The organism is Sporomusa sphaeroides DSM 2875 (genome assembly GCF_001941975.2).
Taxonomy (GTDB): Bacteria; Bacillota; Negativicutes; order Sporomusales; family Sporomusaceae; genus Sporomusa; species Sporomusa sphaeroides.
In genome coordinates this window covers 3,786,055-3,802,490 of the sequence record NZ_CP146991.1, presented here as the reverse complement: position 1 = coordinate 3,802,490, position 16,436 = coordinate 3,786,055, and the positions used below count along the sequence as shown (strand labels likewise).

General features: G+C 46.7%; 12 protein-coding genes. 11 read left to right on the top strand and 1 reads right to left on the bottom strand.

Features of this window, described 5'->3' with window-relative positions:
• From SPSPH_RS17695 to arcC, 3 genes are read left to right on the top strand one after another with little or no spacing between them, the layout of a single operon-like run.
• The gene (locus tag SPSPH_RS17695; RefSeq protein ID WP_146196580.1) at nt 1-837 is read left to right on the top strand and encodes a DUF2877 domain-containing protein; all 837 of its coding nucleotides are present in this window, start codon (nt 1-3) and stop codon (nt 835-837) included.
• 2 nt (nt 838-839) lie between these two features.
• The gene (gene allE, locus SPSPH_RS17690; RefSeq protein ID WP_075756942.1) at nt 840-1,625 is read left to right on the top strand and encodes a (S)-ureidoglycine aminohydrolase; all 786 of its coding nucleotides are present in this window, start codon (nt 840-842) and stop codon (nt 1,623-1,625) included.
• A 9-nt stretch (nt 1,626-1,634) separates the two neighbouring features.
• A complete protein-coding gene (gene arcC / locus SPSPH_RS17685; protein WP_075756943.1) occupies nt 1,635-2,570 on the top strand; it encodes a carbamate kinase in 936 nt (311 codons plus the stop codon).
• A gap of 192 nt (nt 2,571-2,762) precedes the next feature.
• On the opposite strand, the gene SPSPH_RS17680 is transcribed toward arcC, so the two are convergent.
• Nucleotides 2,763-4,421: a PucR family transcriptional regulator gene (locus SPSPH_RS17680; RefSeq protein WP_075756944.1), complete on the bottom strand. Its 1,659-nt coding sequence runs from the start codon at nt 4,419-4,421 to the stop codon at nt 2,763-2,765.
• 429 nt (nt 4,422-4,850) lie between these two features.
• Between SPSPH_RS17680 and allC the strand changes: the two genes are divergently transcribed.
• The 8 genes from allC to SPSPH_RS17640 all read left to right on the top strand — a co-directional run bounded on the left by allC (nt 4,851) and on the right by SPSPH_RS17640 (nt 16,384).
• Nucleotides 4,851-6,086 (top strand): allantoate deiminase, encoded by a 1,236-nt coding sequence (allC, locus tag SPSPH_RS17675; RefSeq protein ID WP_075756945.1) that lies wholly within the window; start codon nt 4,851-4,853, stop codon nt 6,084-6,086.
• Nucleotides 6,087-6,127: 41 nt separating this feature from the next.
• Nucleotides 6,128-7,486 carry an allantoinase AllB gene (gene allB / locus SPSPH_RS17670; protein ID WP_075756946.1) on the top strand — a complete coding sequence of 453 codons (1,359 nt, stop codon included), beginning with the start codon at nt 6,128-6,130 and terminating at the stop codon, nt 7,484-7,486.
• Nucleotides 7,487-7,505: 19 nt separating this feature from the next.
• A complete protein-coding gene (allB, locus tag SPSPH_RS17665; protein WP_075756947.1) occupies nt 7,506-8,858 on the top strand; it encodes an allantoinase AllB in 1,353 nt (450 codons plus the stop codon).
• Nucleotides 8,859-8,881: 23 nt separating this feature from the next.
• Nucleotides 8,882-10,276: an NCS1 family transporter gene (locus SPSPH_RS17660; RefSeq protein ID WP_075756948.1), complete on the top strand. Its 1,395-nt coding sequence runs from the start codon at nt 8,882-8,884 to the stop codon at nt 10,274-10,276.
• A 222-nt stretch (nt 10,277-10,498) separates the two neighbouring features.
• Complete coding sequence (locus SPSPH_RS17655) at nt 10,499-12,091, top strand: L-lactate permease (protein ID WP_075757233.1); 1,593 nt, start codon at nt 10,499-10,501, stop codon at nt 12,089-12,091.
• A gap of 4 nt (nt 12,092-12,095) precedes the next feature.
• Entirely contained in the window at nt 12,096-12,257 is a 162-nt protein-coding gene (locus tag SPSPH_RS17650; RefSeq protein WP_158027100.1) for a hypothetical protein, read from the top strand.
• 205 nt (nt 12,258-12,462) lie between these two features.
• Nucleotides 12,463-14,532: a methyl-accepting chemotaxis protein gene (locus tag SPSPH_RS17645; RefSeq protein ID WP_075756949.1), complete on the top strand. Its 2,070-nt coding sequence runs from the start codon at nt 12,463-12,465 to the stop codon at nt 14,530-14,532.
• 487 nt (nt 14,533-15,019) lie between these two features.
• On the top strand, nt 15,020-16,384 hold the full coding sequence (locus SPSPH_RS17640; RefSeq protein ID WP_075756950.1) for a hypothetical protein: 1,365 nt from the start codon (nt 15,020-15,022) through the stop codon (nt 16,382-16,384).
• Nucleotides 16,385-16,436: the final 52 nt, after the last annotated feature.

Here is a 16,436-nt window from a genome sequence, read left to right as displayed (position 1 = left end):
GTGAAATATCACAGAGAGGCAAAGAGCAATCTCTTGCCTCTCTATCTAAAAAATGTCAGCATGGGTAAGGTACATAGCAAATTCAACAGCGGGCTCAATCTGCAAATGGAGGATCATTTGCTGTATATTGGCTGCTGCGGCAGCCCGTTATCCGCCTTTGGGCTGAATATTGACGAAGCGAAACTGCGGCAGCTGCTTGCCGCTGTCAGAATCGGGGATTTGGTCCGGTACAAAGAGGATGTGCTGATTTTTTATAGCATCCAGGGGACCATAACCCTTGCTTGCCAAGAACTGGCAGAAGTAGATTTAAGGCTTCCCGCCATAGCCTGCACCAGGCAAAAAATCGCTGACAGCCGGCTGTATAACTATTTGGCGGCAATGGAGTTTGAGCCATTCATCGGCATCAATTTAGACGAACAAGCCGGCCGGCATGTGGAGTTATTACAGAGCGCTGACAAAACAGACGGCAACGCCAATTCCCGGGTTATCCGCTTTTTTGCCGGCAGAGGCAAAGGCTTGACGCCCAGCGGTGATGACCTGCTCATCGGATTTACCCTGGCACTGCTGCTGTTTGGCCCGTTTCAGGCCTGGAAGCAAGCGCTGGCCGGGGAGGTTACCGGTGAGAGAACCACCTTGATCAGTGTGGCCTATTGCCGTGCTTTACTGGCAGGGTATGCCAGTGAGCCTTTTATCCGGCTGGTAAAGCTGCTGGATACTGAAGATATGGCTGCAATAGAAAAAACCATCAAGGAAGTACAGGCCTTTGGCCATACTTCCGGCAATGACACCTTGTTCGGTTTTTTCTTAGGATTAAAATTTATAATTCACGGAGGTTAATAATGAGCTATCTTAATAATGTTGTCGGTTACAGAAAAGATCTGTTAACAAACCGGTCAGTGGTTAAGAAAGATAATTATGTATTGCTTGATCCTGATGGTTTGGTTAAGAATGTCATTCCCGGTTTTGAGAATTGTGATGTCACCGTTCTTGCTTCACCCAAGATCGGCGCAAGCTTTGTCGATTATCTTGTTACCATTCACGCCGATGGCAAGAATGAACGCGGTTTTGGTGAAGAAGGCATTGAAACCCTGCTTTATTTGATTGAAGGCAGTCTGGAGGTTAAAGCAGGGGAGCAGTCTTACTCCTTAACCCAGGGCGGCTTTGTTTATTGCCCTCCCGGTACCAAACTCTATTTCCAGAACAAAAGCGGCAAAGTAACCAAGGCATTTCTGTACAAACGCCGCTACGACCGTCTGGAAGGCTATGAACCTTATGTCGTTACCGGCAATGCCAATGAAATGGAATGGATAAAATATGAAGGCATGGAAGATGTGCTGATTAAGGATTTCCTGCCCAAGGAACTGGCCTTTGACTGCAACTTCCATATCCTGAGCTTTAAACCGGGTGCTTCGCATGGCTATATTGAGACCCATCTGCCGGAACATGGCGCTTACTTCCTGAGTGGACAGGGTATGTATAATCTGGACAATGACTGGGTGCCTGTGCAAAAAGGCGATTATATCTTTATGAGTGCCTATTCGCTGCAGGCCTGCTACGCTGTAGGGCGTGACGAGGAATTTTCCTATGTGTATTCCAAAGACTGCAACCGTGATGTAAGTATTTAGGAGGTTTATATGAAGAAACAATTAGTTATCGCTTTAGGCGGCAATGCATTGGGTAATACTCCTGACGAGCAGAAGGAAGCCGTCCTGGCTGCCGCCGGGCATATTGCCAGTCTTGTTAAAGATGGCTATAAAATCGTTATTGTGCATGGCAACGGACCGCAGGTCGGAATGATTAATCTGGCCTTTGAACTGGCATACCAGCAAAATTCAGAGGTATCGGTTATGCCTTTTGCCGAGTGCTGCGGCATGAGCCAGGGGTATATCGGGTTTCATTTGCAAAATGCCCTGCAGAACACCTTTGTTGAACAAGGCATTACCACCCATGTTTCCACAGCCATTACCCAGGTTATTGTTGACCGGCATGATCCGGCTTTTCAGAACCCGACCAAACCGGTTGGTCTGTTTTACTCAGAAGCAACGGCTGAGAAGATTGCCGAGGCGAGAGGCTACACCTTTGTCGAGGATTCCGGCCGGGGCTTCCGGCGGGTTGTTCCGTCGCCTGAGCCGGTGGATATCAAGGAAAAAGGGACGATCCGCTGCCTCATGGAAAACGGCGACGTTGTTGTTGCCTGCGGCGGCGGCGGAATTCCCGTATATCGCGAAAACGGCAGATTAACCAGTGTCGACGCAGTTATTGATAAAGATAAAGCAGCCGCCAAGCTGGCTGAAGTAATCAATGCCGATACCCTCATTATCCTGACAGCGGTTCCCCGTGTTGCCATCAACTTTGGCAAACCGGAGCAAAAATGGCTGGAGCGCATCACTGTTGCCGAAGCCAGGCAATACATTAAAGAGGGGCACTTTGCTCCAGGGTCGATGCTGCCCAAAGTCGAGGCGGCTATCAAGTTCGTTGAATCCAAACCCGGCCGGGAAGCCATTATAACCTCCCTGGAAAATGCTTACCAAGCGGTCACGGAAGATAATGGCACGGTAATCTGCTCCTGATTCTGCCCAAATAAAATAGGACACCCCATAACCGGGGTGTCCCACTGCCTTAACGTACTTTGGCTTAGCAGCACAGCAGCTGACAATAGCATACAGCAAGTCATCCAGCGAGAGATTAGGGGGCTCATACCTATTCCCCGGCCTCTCGCTTATTTTGTCCATTTTTTTGCCGGACGCTTACCATTACGCCCATTAGCGGAGTTTTTGCCGGCGGAGTTTGCGCTGGCGGAGTGCCAGCCGCAGGCCAAAGAGAAACTCTCTGTTGCTGAAATCCAAATCGGTTATGTCATGGATTCTTTCCAGCCGGTTGGTAAGCGTATTGCGGTGAATATATAATTCCTTGGCCGAATCGGTTAAGTTTTTATCATATTCCAGGTATTTTTCCAAGGTTTTTACAAGCTCGGTACCATGGAGTGTGTCACTATTTTCTAGTTTAGCCAGGGTTGCTTCATAGACATGGGTAAGCAGGGAAGCGGTATCCGGATTTTCCAATAAGGCATAGCTGGCAATTTCATAAGGATAGGTAATATGCCCGCCGGCTTTCGTGATACGGCCTAAGTTCAGGCAGGTCAGAGCATCCTGGTAGCTTTGGCGGACAGAGCGGATATCGGTAACGGCTGTTCCCACACCGATGGAGATGGTTGCGGTATAGTGCTCTTTGAAGGCTTCCAGCAACTGGGTGTATATTTCCGGGTCAGGCCTGGTCAGTGTACCGGTGAAAGCAATTAATACGATAATTTTGCCTGTTCGTTCGGAAATTAAGGATAAAGGATGTTGGGCACTGACTAGCTGCTGGGTTGTTTTGTACAGGCGGGTAGCCATAACCGGCAGGTTTACGTCTCCTTCGCTTTCATTTATTTCAATGACTGAGCACTCCAGCAATTTGGCTTTGGACAGCTTGGAGGTGGCTAAGGTTTCGGTAGTGGTTTGATTGGTCAGGTCGCCGAACAAAATATGTTCGAGAATATCCCGGGAATAAAGGCGGTGGCTCTCCGATACGGCTTTCTTTTTCAGGAAGTCGAGAGCAGCCACGGTGCAGGTGTGTTCCAGCGCCATGCAGTTTATGTCCAGAAAGGCATCGGTGGGCTGCAGGAGGGAGATATGGCCGAAAAATTCATTGTCTGACATGATGGCCAGCGAGGTTAGTAACAGCTCATAGCCTTCTACCGTCACCTGCTGGGTATAAGGGGTTTTGGCCTGGGACAGCTTGGCCTGCAGATACTCATTTTGAGTAACCTGGTTTAACAGCAGCTTGTCCAGCTGCTTAAAAATCCTTTTATCCACTCCGGGAATACTTTCCGGCAGCCAGTGGCTGAGGACCGAACCATGGATATCATAGCAGCCGACAGGACATTGGGTAAGCTTGCCCAGGCAGGCGATAATGGCATTCAGTCCGCCGCCCTTAATGGCTACATTGGTAAGGGTTTTGTGTATCTCATTGGAGCGGCCCAGTAAGTAAGATTGGCGTGCGGCAATGCTGCTGATAATTGGATTCAGGATTTCAGACAGAGACAGCGTTAACGGCAGTTCGATGATCGGCAGGCTCAGCTCGTCGGCCAGAGCTTTTATGATCAGCGGCACTTCGGGCAAAAAGCGCTTGGTCTTAATGGCCAGGCCGGCAATGCCGACTGCCGCAAGTTCGCGAATGAGCTGCTCTTGCAGTACCGGGTCGTCTTTAAAGGTATAGCCGGTGGTTAATATTAAATCACCGGGTTTGGCCCAGTTGGCTATATCGGGTGCGTCCATTATGTTTGTTGACAAAATAATATTATTCAGGCCGTTGGCACCGGCAACCAAGTTGACCGACTGCTCCTGGAAAAGCTGCAAAACATCTTTGATGGTGAGATGCATGATCATCCCTCAGTTCTGTTTAATGTTGCTATTTTAGTCAAGTAATAAGTCTGTTCGACAAAAAAATGTAAAACTCCTTGCCGGATATGGTATAAATTACCTTTATTGGAACCAAAATTTGCTGTAACACCAGTGGCGGTGTGCTATCAATATCCTACCCGCCTGCCGTATTCTTTCATGCAGATTATCAGCAAAAACGCTGTCGGAGAGAACTATGCAATATGCACAATTGTCGCTGCTTTATTTGCTAACTATGCACTGGTGGAAAAGTGAAAAAATTCGGTATAATTCTATTAGCTAAAGGGAGAGAGTTTACAGAAAAGTGTCAGCAGGGGGGATGTAACAGCAAAAAAAATGAAAGATTATAGGTAAGAGAATTAACTACTAGGTAATTCTACTGCCCACAATTAGCTATGACGGAGGAGAAGCATGAGCACGTTTGATTTTGGACAAGAGACCGAGAAGCTTTTAAAGTGGCTAGGAGAATTTGGCAAAGATCCCGAAGGGGGAGTCTCACGTTTCCTGTATAAGCCTGAATGGACGGAAGCGCAAAGAAACTTAGAAAAATATATGCGGCAGGCAGGGTTTGCCGTGCATTATGATGATGTCGGCAATTTGTTTGGCCGGCTGGAAGGGTCAACATATCCGGAGGAAACCATTCTGACAGGTTCTCATGTCGACACCGTCAAAAACGGCGGGTTATATGACGGTCAATTTGGGATTATTGCCGGAATTGTTGCGTTGGAGTATTTAAAAAGAGAGTACGGACAACCGCTGCGCAACATTGAAGTGGTGTCCATAGCCGAAGAGGAAGGCAGCCGTTTTCCGTATGTTTACTGGGGCGTCAAGAATATCTTAGGTATTGCCAAACGGGAAGACGTGGAAAACATGGTGGATTTTGACGGCATACCGTTTACGGAAGCTATGCGCAAAGCCGGTTTTGCTTTCCGGCCGACAGAACGTGCTGTACGCAAAGACCTGAAGGCCTTTTTGGAGGTTCATGTAGAGCAGGGCGGCGTGCTGGAAATTGAAAAAAAATCGGTAGGTATTGTCGGGCATATTGTCGGACAGCGGCGTTTCACGATCGAGATTACCGGCCAGGCTAATCATGCCGGCACAACACCTATGGGCTACCGCAAGGATGCGCTTCATGCGGCCAGCAGCATTATCTGCGCAATTATGGATATAACGAAAGGCTATGGCGATCCGCTGGTTGCCACCGTAGGCAAAGTGGAAATCGAGCCTAATATTGTCAATGTTGTACCAGGCAAGGCTTTGTTTACGTTAGATGCGCGGCATACTCATAAAGATGTTTTGGTCAGGTTTACTGAGGAAGTGACTGCGGCAATGCAGGAAATTGCCTCCCAGGCAGGTGTGGGAATCCACATTGATATGTGGATGGATGTTGATCCGGTACCGATGGATACCGGCATCGTAGAAATTATGAAACAACAATGCGAAAAAGACGGCTTGAGTTACAAAATGATGCATAGCGGGGCAGGGCATGATTCCCAGATTATGGCGCCGGTAATACCGACCGGAATGCTGTTTGTGCCAAGTCACAAAGGCCTCAGTCATTCACCGTTAGAATATACCGATCCCCGCGACTTGGCGCAAGGGGTAAAGGCTTTGGTCGGGGTTTTATACGAGTTAGCTTATAAATAAAAGTTTTATAAGGGAAGCTATTTTTTAAAGGGGGGTTTGACATGTTTGATCTGGTTATTAAAAATGGCAAGGTAGTAACAGCAGACAGAGTTTTTGCGGCAAGTGTATGTGTCAAGGCAGGCAAGATCGCAGCCATCGTTGAACCGGGTACTGATGTTCAAGCAGACAAAACGATTGATGCTCAGGGCAACTATGTTTTCCCGGGAGCTATTGACAGTCACGCCCATTTGAATGATCCCGGCTACAACTGGCGGGAAGATTATTCTCACGGTACAGCCGCGGCCGGCGTGGGAGGCTTTACCACCATCGTTGATATGCCGCTGCAAAATGAGCCGGCGCTTACCGACGGACAAATTTTTGACAATAAGCTGGCGCATGTTTCTCCTAACGCGTATGTGGACTATTGCTTTTGGGGCGGACTTGTAGATTACAATCTGGGTACACTGCACGAACTGGATGATAAGGGTTGTGTTGCTTTCAAATCCTTCATCGGTCCGGTTTCACCGGATTATGTGTCCTTGTCCATCGGACAGGCCAAGGAAGCACTGGAAATTTTGAAAAGCGCCGGTGCGCGTGCCGGTTTCCACTGCGAGGATTATTCCATAATCAAATGGGAAGAAGCACGGGCCAAGCGGAAGGAAAAGAATGACTGGCGGGATTTTCTTGATTCCAGACCGGTTATTGCCGAACTGATTGCCACCCAGAATATTATCAGTCTTGCCAAAGAGCTTGACGCCAAGGTTCATATTTGCCATGTAAGCCATCCGCAGGTGGCGCAAGTGATCAGAGAGGCTCAGCTTGACGGTGTTGATGTTACGGCGGAAACATGCGGACATTATCTTGCTTTTTCTGATGAAGATGTAATTAAAAACGGCAGTCTGTTCAAATGTGCGCCCCCGCTGCGCGAAGCTGCCGCAATTGAAGGAATGTGGGAATATGTAAATAACGGCACCTTAAGCTGCATCGGTTCCGACCATTCCCCGTGCGAACTCAGCGAAAAAAGCGAGGAAGCCCATGGTATCTTCGGCGCCTGGGGCGGAATCAGCGGCATCCAGAATACCATGCAGGTGGTTTTCAGCGAAGGTGTGGCCAAGCGGGGCTACTGCCCCACCATACTTGCCAGGTCCTTAAGTGAAGGCCCGGCAAAGGCTTTCGGCATATATGGGAAAAAGGGTGCCATTGAAGTAGGCTTTGATGCCGATATTGTTATCCTGGATCCTAAGCGGGAATGGGAGATTACTCCGGAATCGCTGTATTATGTGAATCAGATTTCGGCGTTTGTCGGCTTAAAGGGCGTGGGTCTGCCTGTCTGCACGTTGGTCAGAGGCCAGGTTGTGGCAGAAGACGGCAAGCTGGTTGGCCGCAAAGGGTTTGGTGAGTTCGTTAAAAAAATCAAATAATGAATAAGGGGTGAACTGTGTGAGTAAACGGTATGATGTAATTATCAGGAACGGGGTTCTTGTCTGCCCGGAAGGTGTAAAAACAGCCGATGTTGCTGTTTGTGATGAAAAAATTGTGGAAATAGCCGCAGAAATAGCCGGGGATGCGAAAGAGGTTATTGATGCAACCGGAAAATATGTATTTCCCGGAGCGACCGACGGCCATGTGCATTTTAATGATCCGGGCAGAACCGAGTGGGAAACCATCACCACCGGCAGCAGCGCTTTAGCAGCAGGCGGCGGTGTCCTCTACTTTGATATGCCGCTGAACTCAAGTCCCTGCACGCTGGACGCCAAAAATTTTAATGCCAAGCTGGCGGTGGCACAGCAGGACTCGCTGGTTGACTACGGCTTCTGGGGCGGATTTACTCCTAAGAATCTGGACAAGCTGGAAGAACTTGCCGAGTGCGGGGTAATTGGCTTTAAAGCATTCTCGTGCTTTAGCGGTATTGATGAATTTGAAAGAGCAGACGATTATACCACGCTTGTCGGCATGGAAAAGTTAGCCAGGCTCGGGCTGCCGCTGATGGTGCATTGTGAAAATGCCGAAATTACCAGAGACTTGACGGCGCTGGCTCTAGCAAATAATAAGACCACGGTGCGTGATTATTTTGCCGCCCGTCCGCCCATTACAGAAATAGAAAATGTTTCCCGCATGATTTCTTTTGCCGAGGAAACCGGCTGCAAATTAATCATTGCCCATATCAGCACCGCCAAAGCCGTTGAGCTTGTTACCCAGGCAAGAATGAGAGGCGTTGATGTCTGCTGCGAAACCATTGGACATTATTTGATTCTTACCGATGACGATGTTGAGCAGCTGGGTACTGTGGCCAAATGCTCGCCGCCGATTCGGAATACTGCCAACCAGACCAAGCTGTGGGCGAAACTGTTGAATGATGAAATTGCCTTCGTATCTTCCGACCATTCGCCCTGCGATCCCAAGCTGAAGGATGGGGAGTTTCTGAAAGTCTGGGGCGGCATCTCAGCCTGCCAGACCACGCTTTCATCCCTGCTCACCCATGCTTACCATGCCAGAAAGGTTCCGCTTGCCGATATTGCAAAATTGACTTCGCAAAATGTGAACGAGATCTTTGGGATTCAAGGCAAAGGGAAAATTGCTGTCGGCTACGACGGGGACTTTGCTCTGGTAGCATTGGATAAAGAATTTACCCTGAAGGCCGAGGACCTGTTCTATAAGCACCAAGTAAGCCCATATGTCGGCGACACCTTCCGGGGGACTGTGACGCAAACCATTCTCCGCGGAACTACCGTTTTCAAAGACGGAAAAATTGTGTCAAAGCCTATCGGCAAACATGTAAGACCTAATAAATAAAAAAGGAAGGTGTGGTTTTTACGATGAGTGCAAATACAGAATATAATCAGCCCCAGGCGGGCCAACAGGATATGGGGGTGGATGAGTCACTAAGTCCGAAGGCCGAATCAGCCAGAACGGTAGGCCCGGTAGACTATATGTTTATGTGGCTGGGAGACGGTGTTAACTTAGGCAATATGACGCTTGGCGCCAGCCTGGTTGTGGCCGGTATCGCAACCCTGAATATTTTTCAGACCTTTGCGGCAGCCATCATTGCTATTGGTATTATCTCCGCGGTTTTCACCCTGAATGACAGGGTCGGTTACCGGACAGGAATCCCCTATGTTGTGCAGCTCAGAATGTCTTTCGGCATAAAGGGCTCGATTGTTTCCTCCCTGCTGCGCGGTATTCCGGCCATCGTTTGGTATGGCTTCCAAAGCTGGATCGGCGGCACGGCCTTAAATGAAATTGCCAAGATTGTTACCGGTGGCAGCTTTGATAACATTTTTGCCTGCTTTGTGGTGCTGCAACTGGTGCAAATTGTGCTTTCTCTCTATGGGTTCCATGCCATTAAGTGGGTGGAATCGGTTATATCCACCGTCATTATGGTGGCGCTGGTCTATGTATTCTACGTTCTTCTGAGCTCCCACAGTGCTGTTATTGTGGAAAAATGGGTTCACGCTAAAGGTACCTGGGGTTTACCGTTCTTCGCTTTCATCATGATGTTTATGGGCAATTATGCGGCTATCTTTTTAAGCGCAGCCGACTATTCACGGGAATTAAAAACAGGTATCAGTGATGCCAAACGCGGGTTCTTATACTTCTTCCCCATAGTAGTAGCTTACGGCTTCGTACTTTGCATAGGCGCCATGCTGGCTGCCGCAACCGGTATCTCCAATCCGGTGAAAGCGTTTGCCATCGTAATCAACAACTCGTATATCACCTTCTTTGTCTCCGCCTTTATTGTTATGGGTGCGATTGCTGTAAATATGGTTGCCAATATTATTCCGCCGACCTATGTTATTACGCTGATTACCAAATTAAATTACAAAGTGGCTGTTACCATATCCGGCCTGCTCGCATTGGGCGCATGCCCGTGGGTGCTTGTACAGGATTCCTCGGCAGAGGGTCTGGGGATGTTCATCCTCATATACTCCGCGTTTTTAGGACCGATCGTTTCTATCATCTTAATTGAGTATTATATATTGAGGAAGCAACAGGTAAATGTAGCCGACCTGTATAAGGAAGACGGTCCGTTTGCCGGCTATAACCCCAGCGCCATTTGGGCCATGCTTATCGGTGCCGGTGCTGCCTTTACAATGGTTGAACTGGCTTGGATTATCGGTTTTGTTGTGGCAGGTATTGCTTATCTTCTGTTAACGAAATATGCCTTTAAAGATTCAAGCTTTAGAAAAGGAACCATATTCGAAAATAGCTAACAGGATTTGGTTTTATTCACAGCCTGGGGCTGGGGGAAACTTAGCGATAAGTTTTCCGCAGTCCCTTTGTATATACAATCAATGGTTGGGCAGGGACCAGTGCCGGAAAATATGTGGCCCGGTGTGCATTGTGCCTATTAACTATTTGTTTATTCACTGGCAGGCTTGATGTACGGTGGTTTTGCCGCAGGTATAACCGGTGATGAGAAAGGTTGGTGTATTATGTCAATTAATATAATGCAATGGTTTGCCGCCTTGCTGCCCATTCTGGTGCTTTTAGTGCTGCTGCTCCGGTGTAGATGGGGTGGTGATGAGGCGGCATCCGCAGGGCTGTTGTGCTCCATACTGACTGCCTATCTGGTTTTTGGCGGCGGGGCGGATATGATTGCTTTGGCTGTTGCCAAGGGAATGTGGTATTCCCTATCCATTATTTTAGTGGTCTTTCCCGCTTTAATTATTTATGAAGTATCACGGGAATCAGGCGCTTTTGCAGTAATCCGGGCCGGGATGCAGCAGTTTACGCCAGATAAGGTACTGCAGGTACTGGCTGTCGGCTGGATTTTTGTCGGCTTTTTGCAAGGGATTACCGGTTTCGGCGTACCGGTAGTTGTGGGAGCGCCGCTCCTGATCAGCATGGGTGTCAGGCCGTTAACCGCGGTGCTGATCACTCTCTTAGGTCAGGCGTGGGGCAATACCTTCGGAACGCTTGGCATCGCCTGGGATGGCCTGGTCAGTCAGGCGGATATGAGTGATCCGGCGGTGTTCAAGCAGGCCATTTTATGGTCCACCGGTATGCTGGGTGTTGTTAACCTGATTGCCGGGCTTTTAATTGCCGCTTTGGCCGGTGGTTACAGCGGTATGAAACGCAATGCCGTTACCGTAATCCTGCTGGCTGTGCTGCAGGGGGCAGGACAGATGGGCCTGGCTTTGCTCAATCCGATGTTATGCAACTTCGTGGTTGTATCTTTATCATTAGGCCTAATCTTTGCTATCGGCAGACTGGACTATTACCGTCAGCCGGCAGAACTGCATGACCCGGCCGAGGAAAAGCAGGAAGAGCTTGTTACCGGCAATAAAATGAATATCCAGCAGGCCTTTCTTCCTTATTTCTTTTTGATTGTTATTGCGGTGGTCGTCCTCTTAAATGACAGTATCAAGAATTATCTCGGGCAGTGGACACTGGCATTATCTTTTGCCGGCAAAACAACCTCGCTGGGCTTTGAGACCCATAGTTATTCGGCCTATGCCCCCCTGGCGCCGCTTATTCACTCCGGAGCATTTTTGCTATTGGCGGCCATCATTGGTTATCTGTGCTATCTGCAGTGGGGGTATATCCAGACAGGCGGCATGCAGCGCATTATCCAAAATTCGCTGAAGAAAACCATACCTTCCGCCATTGCCGTTATTGGTTTGATTGCCATGTCAAAGGTAATGGATGAGACAGGCCAGACTACGGTGCTGGCTCAGGGGGTTGCCTCGGTAACCGGTGGAATTTATCCGATACTTTCTCCCTTTATCGGGCTTTTGGGCACCTTTATGACCAGCAGTAATTTGTCTTCCAACATATTATTTGGCGGTTTTCAACAGCAGGTGGCGCTGATGCTGCAGATCGACAAGGCACCGCTGTTGGCGGCCCAGACGGTGGGCGGCTCTATTGGCAGCATTATTGCTCCCAGCAAGATTCTGCTGGGGACAACCGCAGCCGGGATTCTGGGCCGGGAAGGCGAAGTTATCAGTAAGGTTTTAGTGGGAGCCCTGCTGCTTTGTGCGGTATTTGGCCTGGTTGTCTTCGCATCATATCAATTTGGGTGGTGAGTATATGCAACAGTTGGCGTCATTCCTGCCGATATTAATTCTTGTTGCCTTTCCGTTATTGTATTTTGGCGGTCATCAGGCGAGCAGCCTGGTTTCTCTGGCAGGAATATTGGTTTTGTTCCTGGGGATGTCGGGGCCGCTCCTTAAACGCATGAAAAAATCATGAGGGTGAGAAAATGCAGCAATGCTATTAGCATGCTGTCACTCACAGGCAAATATTTTTAATGATAAATGGCTGCATGCCTGTGAAATATTCTCAGGCATGTGGCCGTTTATTTATAAGGCATAATAGTCCGGGCAGCTGTGCAAGATGTACAGGAAGTTTTGCTAGTTAAGTCTACTTTAATTGCATTGGATTGGAGAGTGACAGGATGAAGTCTGGTAGTAAAGTTACGGGAACGTGGAAACAGGAAATGCTGGGGACAATTGCCAAGAAATCGGCCCTAATATTATTCTTAGTCATGACTGGTTTTCTTTTATTTGCCGGCATGCTGGTTAAGTCACACACGGAACAAGCTTTCAGTAAGACTATTGAAGATAACATGGTTTCCCAAAGCTTAGCGGTTGCTAATCTGGTTAATGGGTTTTTCAGTGAGAAAGGTTTGCTTGTTAAAGGAATTACTACCAACCAAGCTATTGTCAATTATCTTAAAACTGCCAATTCACGGGAGGAGGCAGTAAGCAATCCGTATTACAGTGATGTGCTGAAATCCCTGGAAGCCATAAAACAGACCGATAAAGATGTCGCAATGGTCTGGGTAGCCAGCGAAAAGGGAAATTTTTTAGTTGGCACAGGCAATGTTTTATCAAAACCGGATTTTAATTTGCATGAGAGGCCCTGGTACAAACCGGCTGTTGCCGCAGGCGGAATTTATTATACCGACCCATATATGGACCAGATATTTGGCAAGGTAATTCTGAGTGTAATGATCCCGGTAAAGGATGGTCCTAATGTTTCCGGTATTGTGGCAATTGACTTATTCCTGGATGCTTTGCCGGGAATCATGCAATCCTATAAGATCGGGGAATCCGGGTATGCCATTTTGGCAGCCCCTGATGGGACGATTATTTATCATCCGAATGAAAAATATGTGATTAAGGAAAACCTTGCCGCGATGGAAGGTGCCTTGGGTGTAATCGGTAAAAAAATGATTGCCGGTGAAAAAGGATTGCAGTCGGCAGTTATTGATAATGAAGAGCAATGTATTGGCTATGCTCCTGTGCCGGTTGCCAAATGGTCGATAGCTACAGTAACAGCCAAAAAAGAAATATATCAGCAGTTTAATGCATTTTTTACGCAAATGACTTTCTACTTCGGCATTACCATTATTATCTTAGTAAGCTTGATGTATTTTGTATTGCGGTACATGTTGAGAGAGATTCCCTATTTATCAGAAGTAGTTAAGATCATTGGTACCGGCGACTTTACTTCCCGGTTGCGTGTCCGGTCTGCCGACGAACTGGGGGCAATCGCTCAGGAAATGAATAAAATGCTGGATTCCATTTGTCACATGATTGAAAGTATGCATGAGGTGGCCGGCAAATTGGCGGCTTCCAGTGAAGACCTTTCTACCAGTGTAAGTCAGTCTGCCCAAGCCGCTAATCAGGTGGCAGTATCTATAACCGAGGTAGCAGGTGCTGCGGAAAACCAGGTTAAGGCTGTCGATAGTACCGCTATGGTGGTGGAGCAGCTGTCGCTTGAAATCCGCAACATAGCCAGCAGCACCGACCAGGTAGCGGCAACCTCCGCCCAGGCTGCCGGCAAAGCCAAAGCCGGAGCCGATTCGATTGAGCAGGCTGTCAGTCAAATGATCCTGCTGGAACAGACGGTTAACAACTCTGCCGGCGTAGTTACTAAACTTGGTGAGCGTTCAAAGGAAATCGGGCAGATCGTTGATACCATATCAGGGATAGCCGGTCAGACAAATTTACTGGCGCTAAATGCCGCCATTGAGGCTGCCAGAGCCGGCGAGCAAGGCCGCGGCTTTGCCGTAGTTGCCGAAGAAGTTCGCAAACTGGCGGAACAGTCACAGGATGCGGCGAAAAAGATAGCTGAACTAATCAGTGAAATTCAAGGAGATACCAATCAAGCTGTTGTTGCCATGGTTGAAGGTACTCAGGAGGCCAAGATTGGAACCGCGGTTGTACAGACTGCCGGGAGTACCTTTGGGGATATTGCCGCTTTAGTAACCCAGGTATCCGCCCAGGTAAAGGAAATATCGGCTGCAATTCAGCTGATGGTCAATGACAGCAGGCACATTGTATCGTCTGTGCAGGAGATAGACAGTCTTAGTAAAGCGGCTGCCGGGGAAGCACAGACAATTTCCGCGGCAATTGAGGAGCAATCGGCATCTATGGCGGAAATGTCCATGGCAAGTCAGAGTCTGGCTGCCATTGCCCAAAGCCTTAAGGCAACTGTCAGTAAGTTTAAGGTTTCATAGTAAACTTAGAATTCAAATGTATCGCAAAACGGTAATTTTATGGGCAAAAAAAGGCGGGATTGCAACGTTAGGGTTGCAATCCCGCCTTTGGGTTAGGGCAGTAATGTAAGCTATTATCTTTAAGAAGATTACGCATCTTTCATTTTAGTAAGAAAATTTCAAGGCTTACAGGTATTAGTTTTGCTATTGTCTGCCAGGCATAAAGCACAAGAGAACCGTTCCCTTGTGCGTCTTAAACTGATCGGAATTTTAAACAAACCGGCAATAAACAGAAATATTTGGAATTAAAGACAAAAAATGAATTTTCAGGAAGGAAATTATAACAGAATACCAAAATATTAACCAATAATCTGATATGGCAAAAACCGCCATTATACAATTAGTCAAATAAATATTGAATTAGACGGAATCGGTGAATATCCTAATTCGCGCAGAATTGTTAAAGGAAAGATTCTTTTAATGATTTAGTTAGGAGCACAAGTTTAAAATGAAAAGATTTATTATGTTTATTTTTCTTAATAAGAGTTTTTATTTAATGATACTATGCATTCTTATTCTACAATCAATATTCGCATCTTCAACCTTATGGATAGCCAAATTGAGTCAGGCAGTCATATTAAAACAAGATATTTCATTATGGCTAGTCCTATTTATATTATCGCTGTGTTTAATCTATATTCCAGGTCCCGGAACGGTCTACTTTCAGAGCAAAGCTATTTTTAGTTCTTTTAAAAAGTATGTTGATATTTTTACAGTTTCTTTTAGGGGAAGAGCCGGATTAAGAACTAATATCGAGTTCAAACAGGAACGACAACCATATTTAAATAATGAGGCATGGTTGGTAATCAATGAATTTGTTGGGTTTATTATAAATGTATTCACTACGTTTTTTAATATTGTATTTAACATAGGAATTCTTGGTTTTATTATTGATAAAAGGTTGATACTTGCCTATGCCGTAACCATTCCTTTAATTACTATTTCTGTTAAAATTCTAAAACCGTTGGTAACTTCATCTGCCAGACATGCTCAAGCAGACCGAACAGCTATGATGCAATCATTATTACCAGCCTGGGACTCAATTTTAATTGGCAATCAATTAAATATCCATTTATGGAAAAATTATTTCAGTGATAAACATAGAAACGCGAATCATTCAGCTTTGAAATCTGTGTTTTTTAGTGAACTGACAACCATAATTTCAATGTTTCTGGTCTTATTTCCGGTAATTGGTACCTGGGTGTGGTTAATATATCAGAATATAGGTAATGAAGTATTTCTAGGTATGCTTATTGCTACATTTCCACGACAAATTATAACAATTTTTCATGTGACTGCAATTGTAGCTTATGCATCGCGTTGGAATACTTTAAAAACGCGTCTTGAGGGATTGCAATCAGCCTTGATTATCACAGAACCTATAAATGCCGGCACTATTTCATGGAATCGTATTAAGGCTGAAAAAGACAATACGGTTATTCATATTGATTCTATTAATTCCATACAAGATATCACTCAAGACTATAGTCCGGGAAGAATTACGTTACGAGGAGACAATGGTACAGGAAAATCGTCGCTTCTTGCCCTAATTAAGGAACAGTTAGGCGAAAAAGCTTTCCTTTTACCACCTCATTCTGATATGTTTTTTGAGTTCAGTTCCAATAAAAGCTTATCCACTGGTGAAAAGATCATAGCCTCATTAGAGGAGATAAAAAAAAGGGAAAAGCTTCAACTACTGTTATTAGATGAGTGGGATGCAAATTTAGATAAAAATCATATTGTCAATATATCCGAAAAATTAAATGAACTTGCAAAAGAAATATGTATTATAGAAGTACGTCATCGAAGTTAGGCACAGGCGGAAAAGCAGGGATGTTCAGTTTGCTTGGAACACAAGGGGATGG

Bases quoted from the DNA above. Each gene is read 5' to 3' on its own strand.
- SPSPH_RS17650 (WP_158027100.1), top strand. From the start codon at position 12,096: ATGCAACAGTTGGCGTCATTCCTGCCGATATTAATTCTTGTTGCCTTT.
- SPSPH_RS17645 (WP_075756949.1), top strand. From the start codon at position 12,463: ATGAAGTCTGGTAGTAAAGTTACGGGAACGTGGAAACAGGAAATGCTG.
- SPSPH_RS17680 (WP_075756944.1), bottom strand. From the start codon at position 4,421: ATGCATCTCACCATCAAAGATGTTTTGCAGCTTTTCCAGGAGCAGTCG.
- allE (WP_075756942.1), top strand. From the start codon at position 840: ATGAGCTATCTTAATAATGTTGTCGGTTACAGAAAAGATCTGTTAACA.
- allC (WP_075756945.1), top strand. From the start codon at position 4,851: ATGAGCACGTTTGATTTTGGACAAGAGACCGAGAAGCTTTTAAAGTGG.
- allB (WP_075756946.1), top strand. From the start codon at position 6,128: ATGTTTGATCTGGTTATTAAAAATGGCAAGGTAGTAACAGCAGACAGA.
- SPSPH_RS17660 (WP_075756948.1), top strand. From the start codon at position 8,882: ATGAGTGCAAATACAGAATATAATCAGCCCCAGGCGGGCCAACAGGAT.
- SPSPH_RS17655 (WP_075757233.1), top strand. From the start codon at position 10,499: ATGTCAATTAATATAATGCAATGGTTTGCCGCCTTGCTGCCCATTCTG.
- SPSPH_RS17640 (WP_075756950.1), top strand. From the start codon at position 15,020: ATGAAAAGATTTATTATGTTTATTTTTCTTAATAAGAGTTTTTATTTA.
- arcC (WP_075756943.1), top strand. From the start codon at position 1,635: ATGAAGAAACAATTAGTTATCGCTTTAGGCGGCAATGCATTGGGTAAT.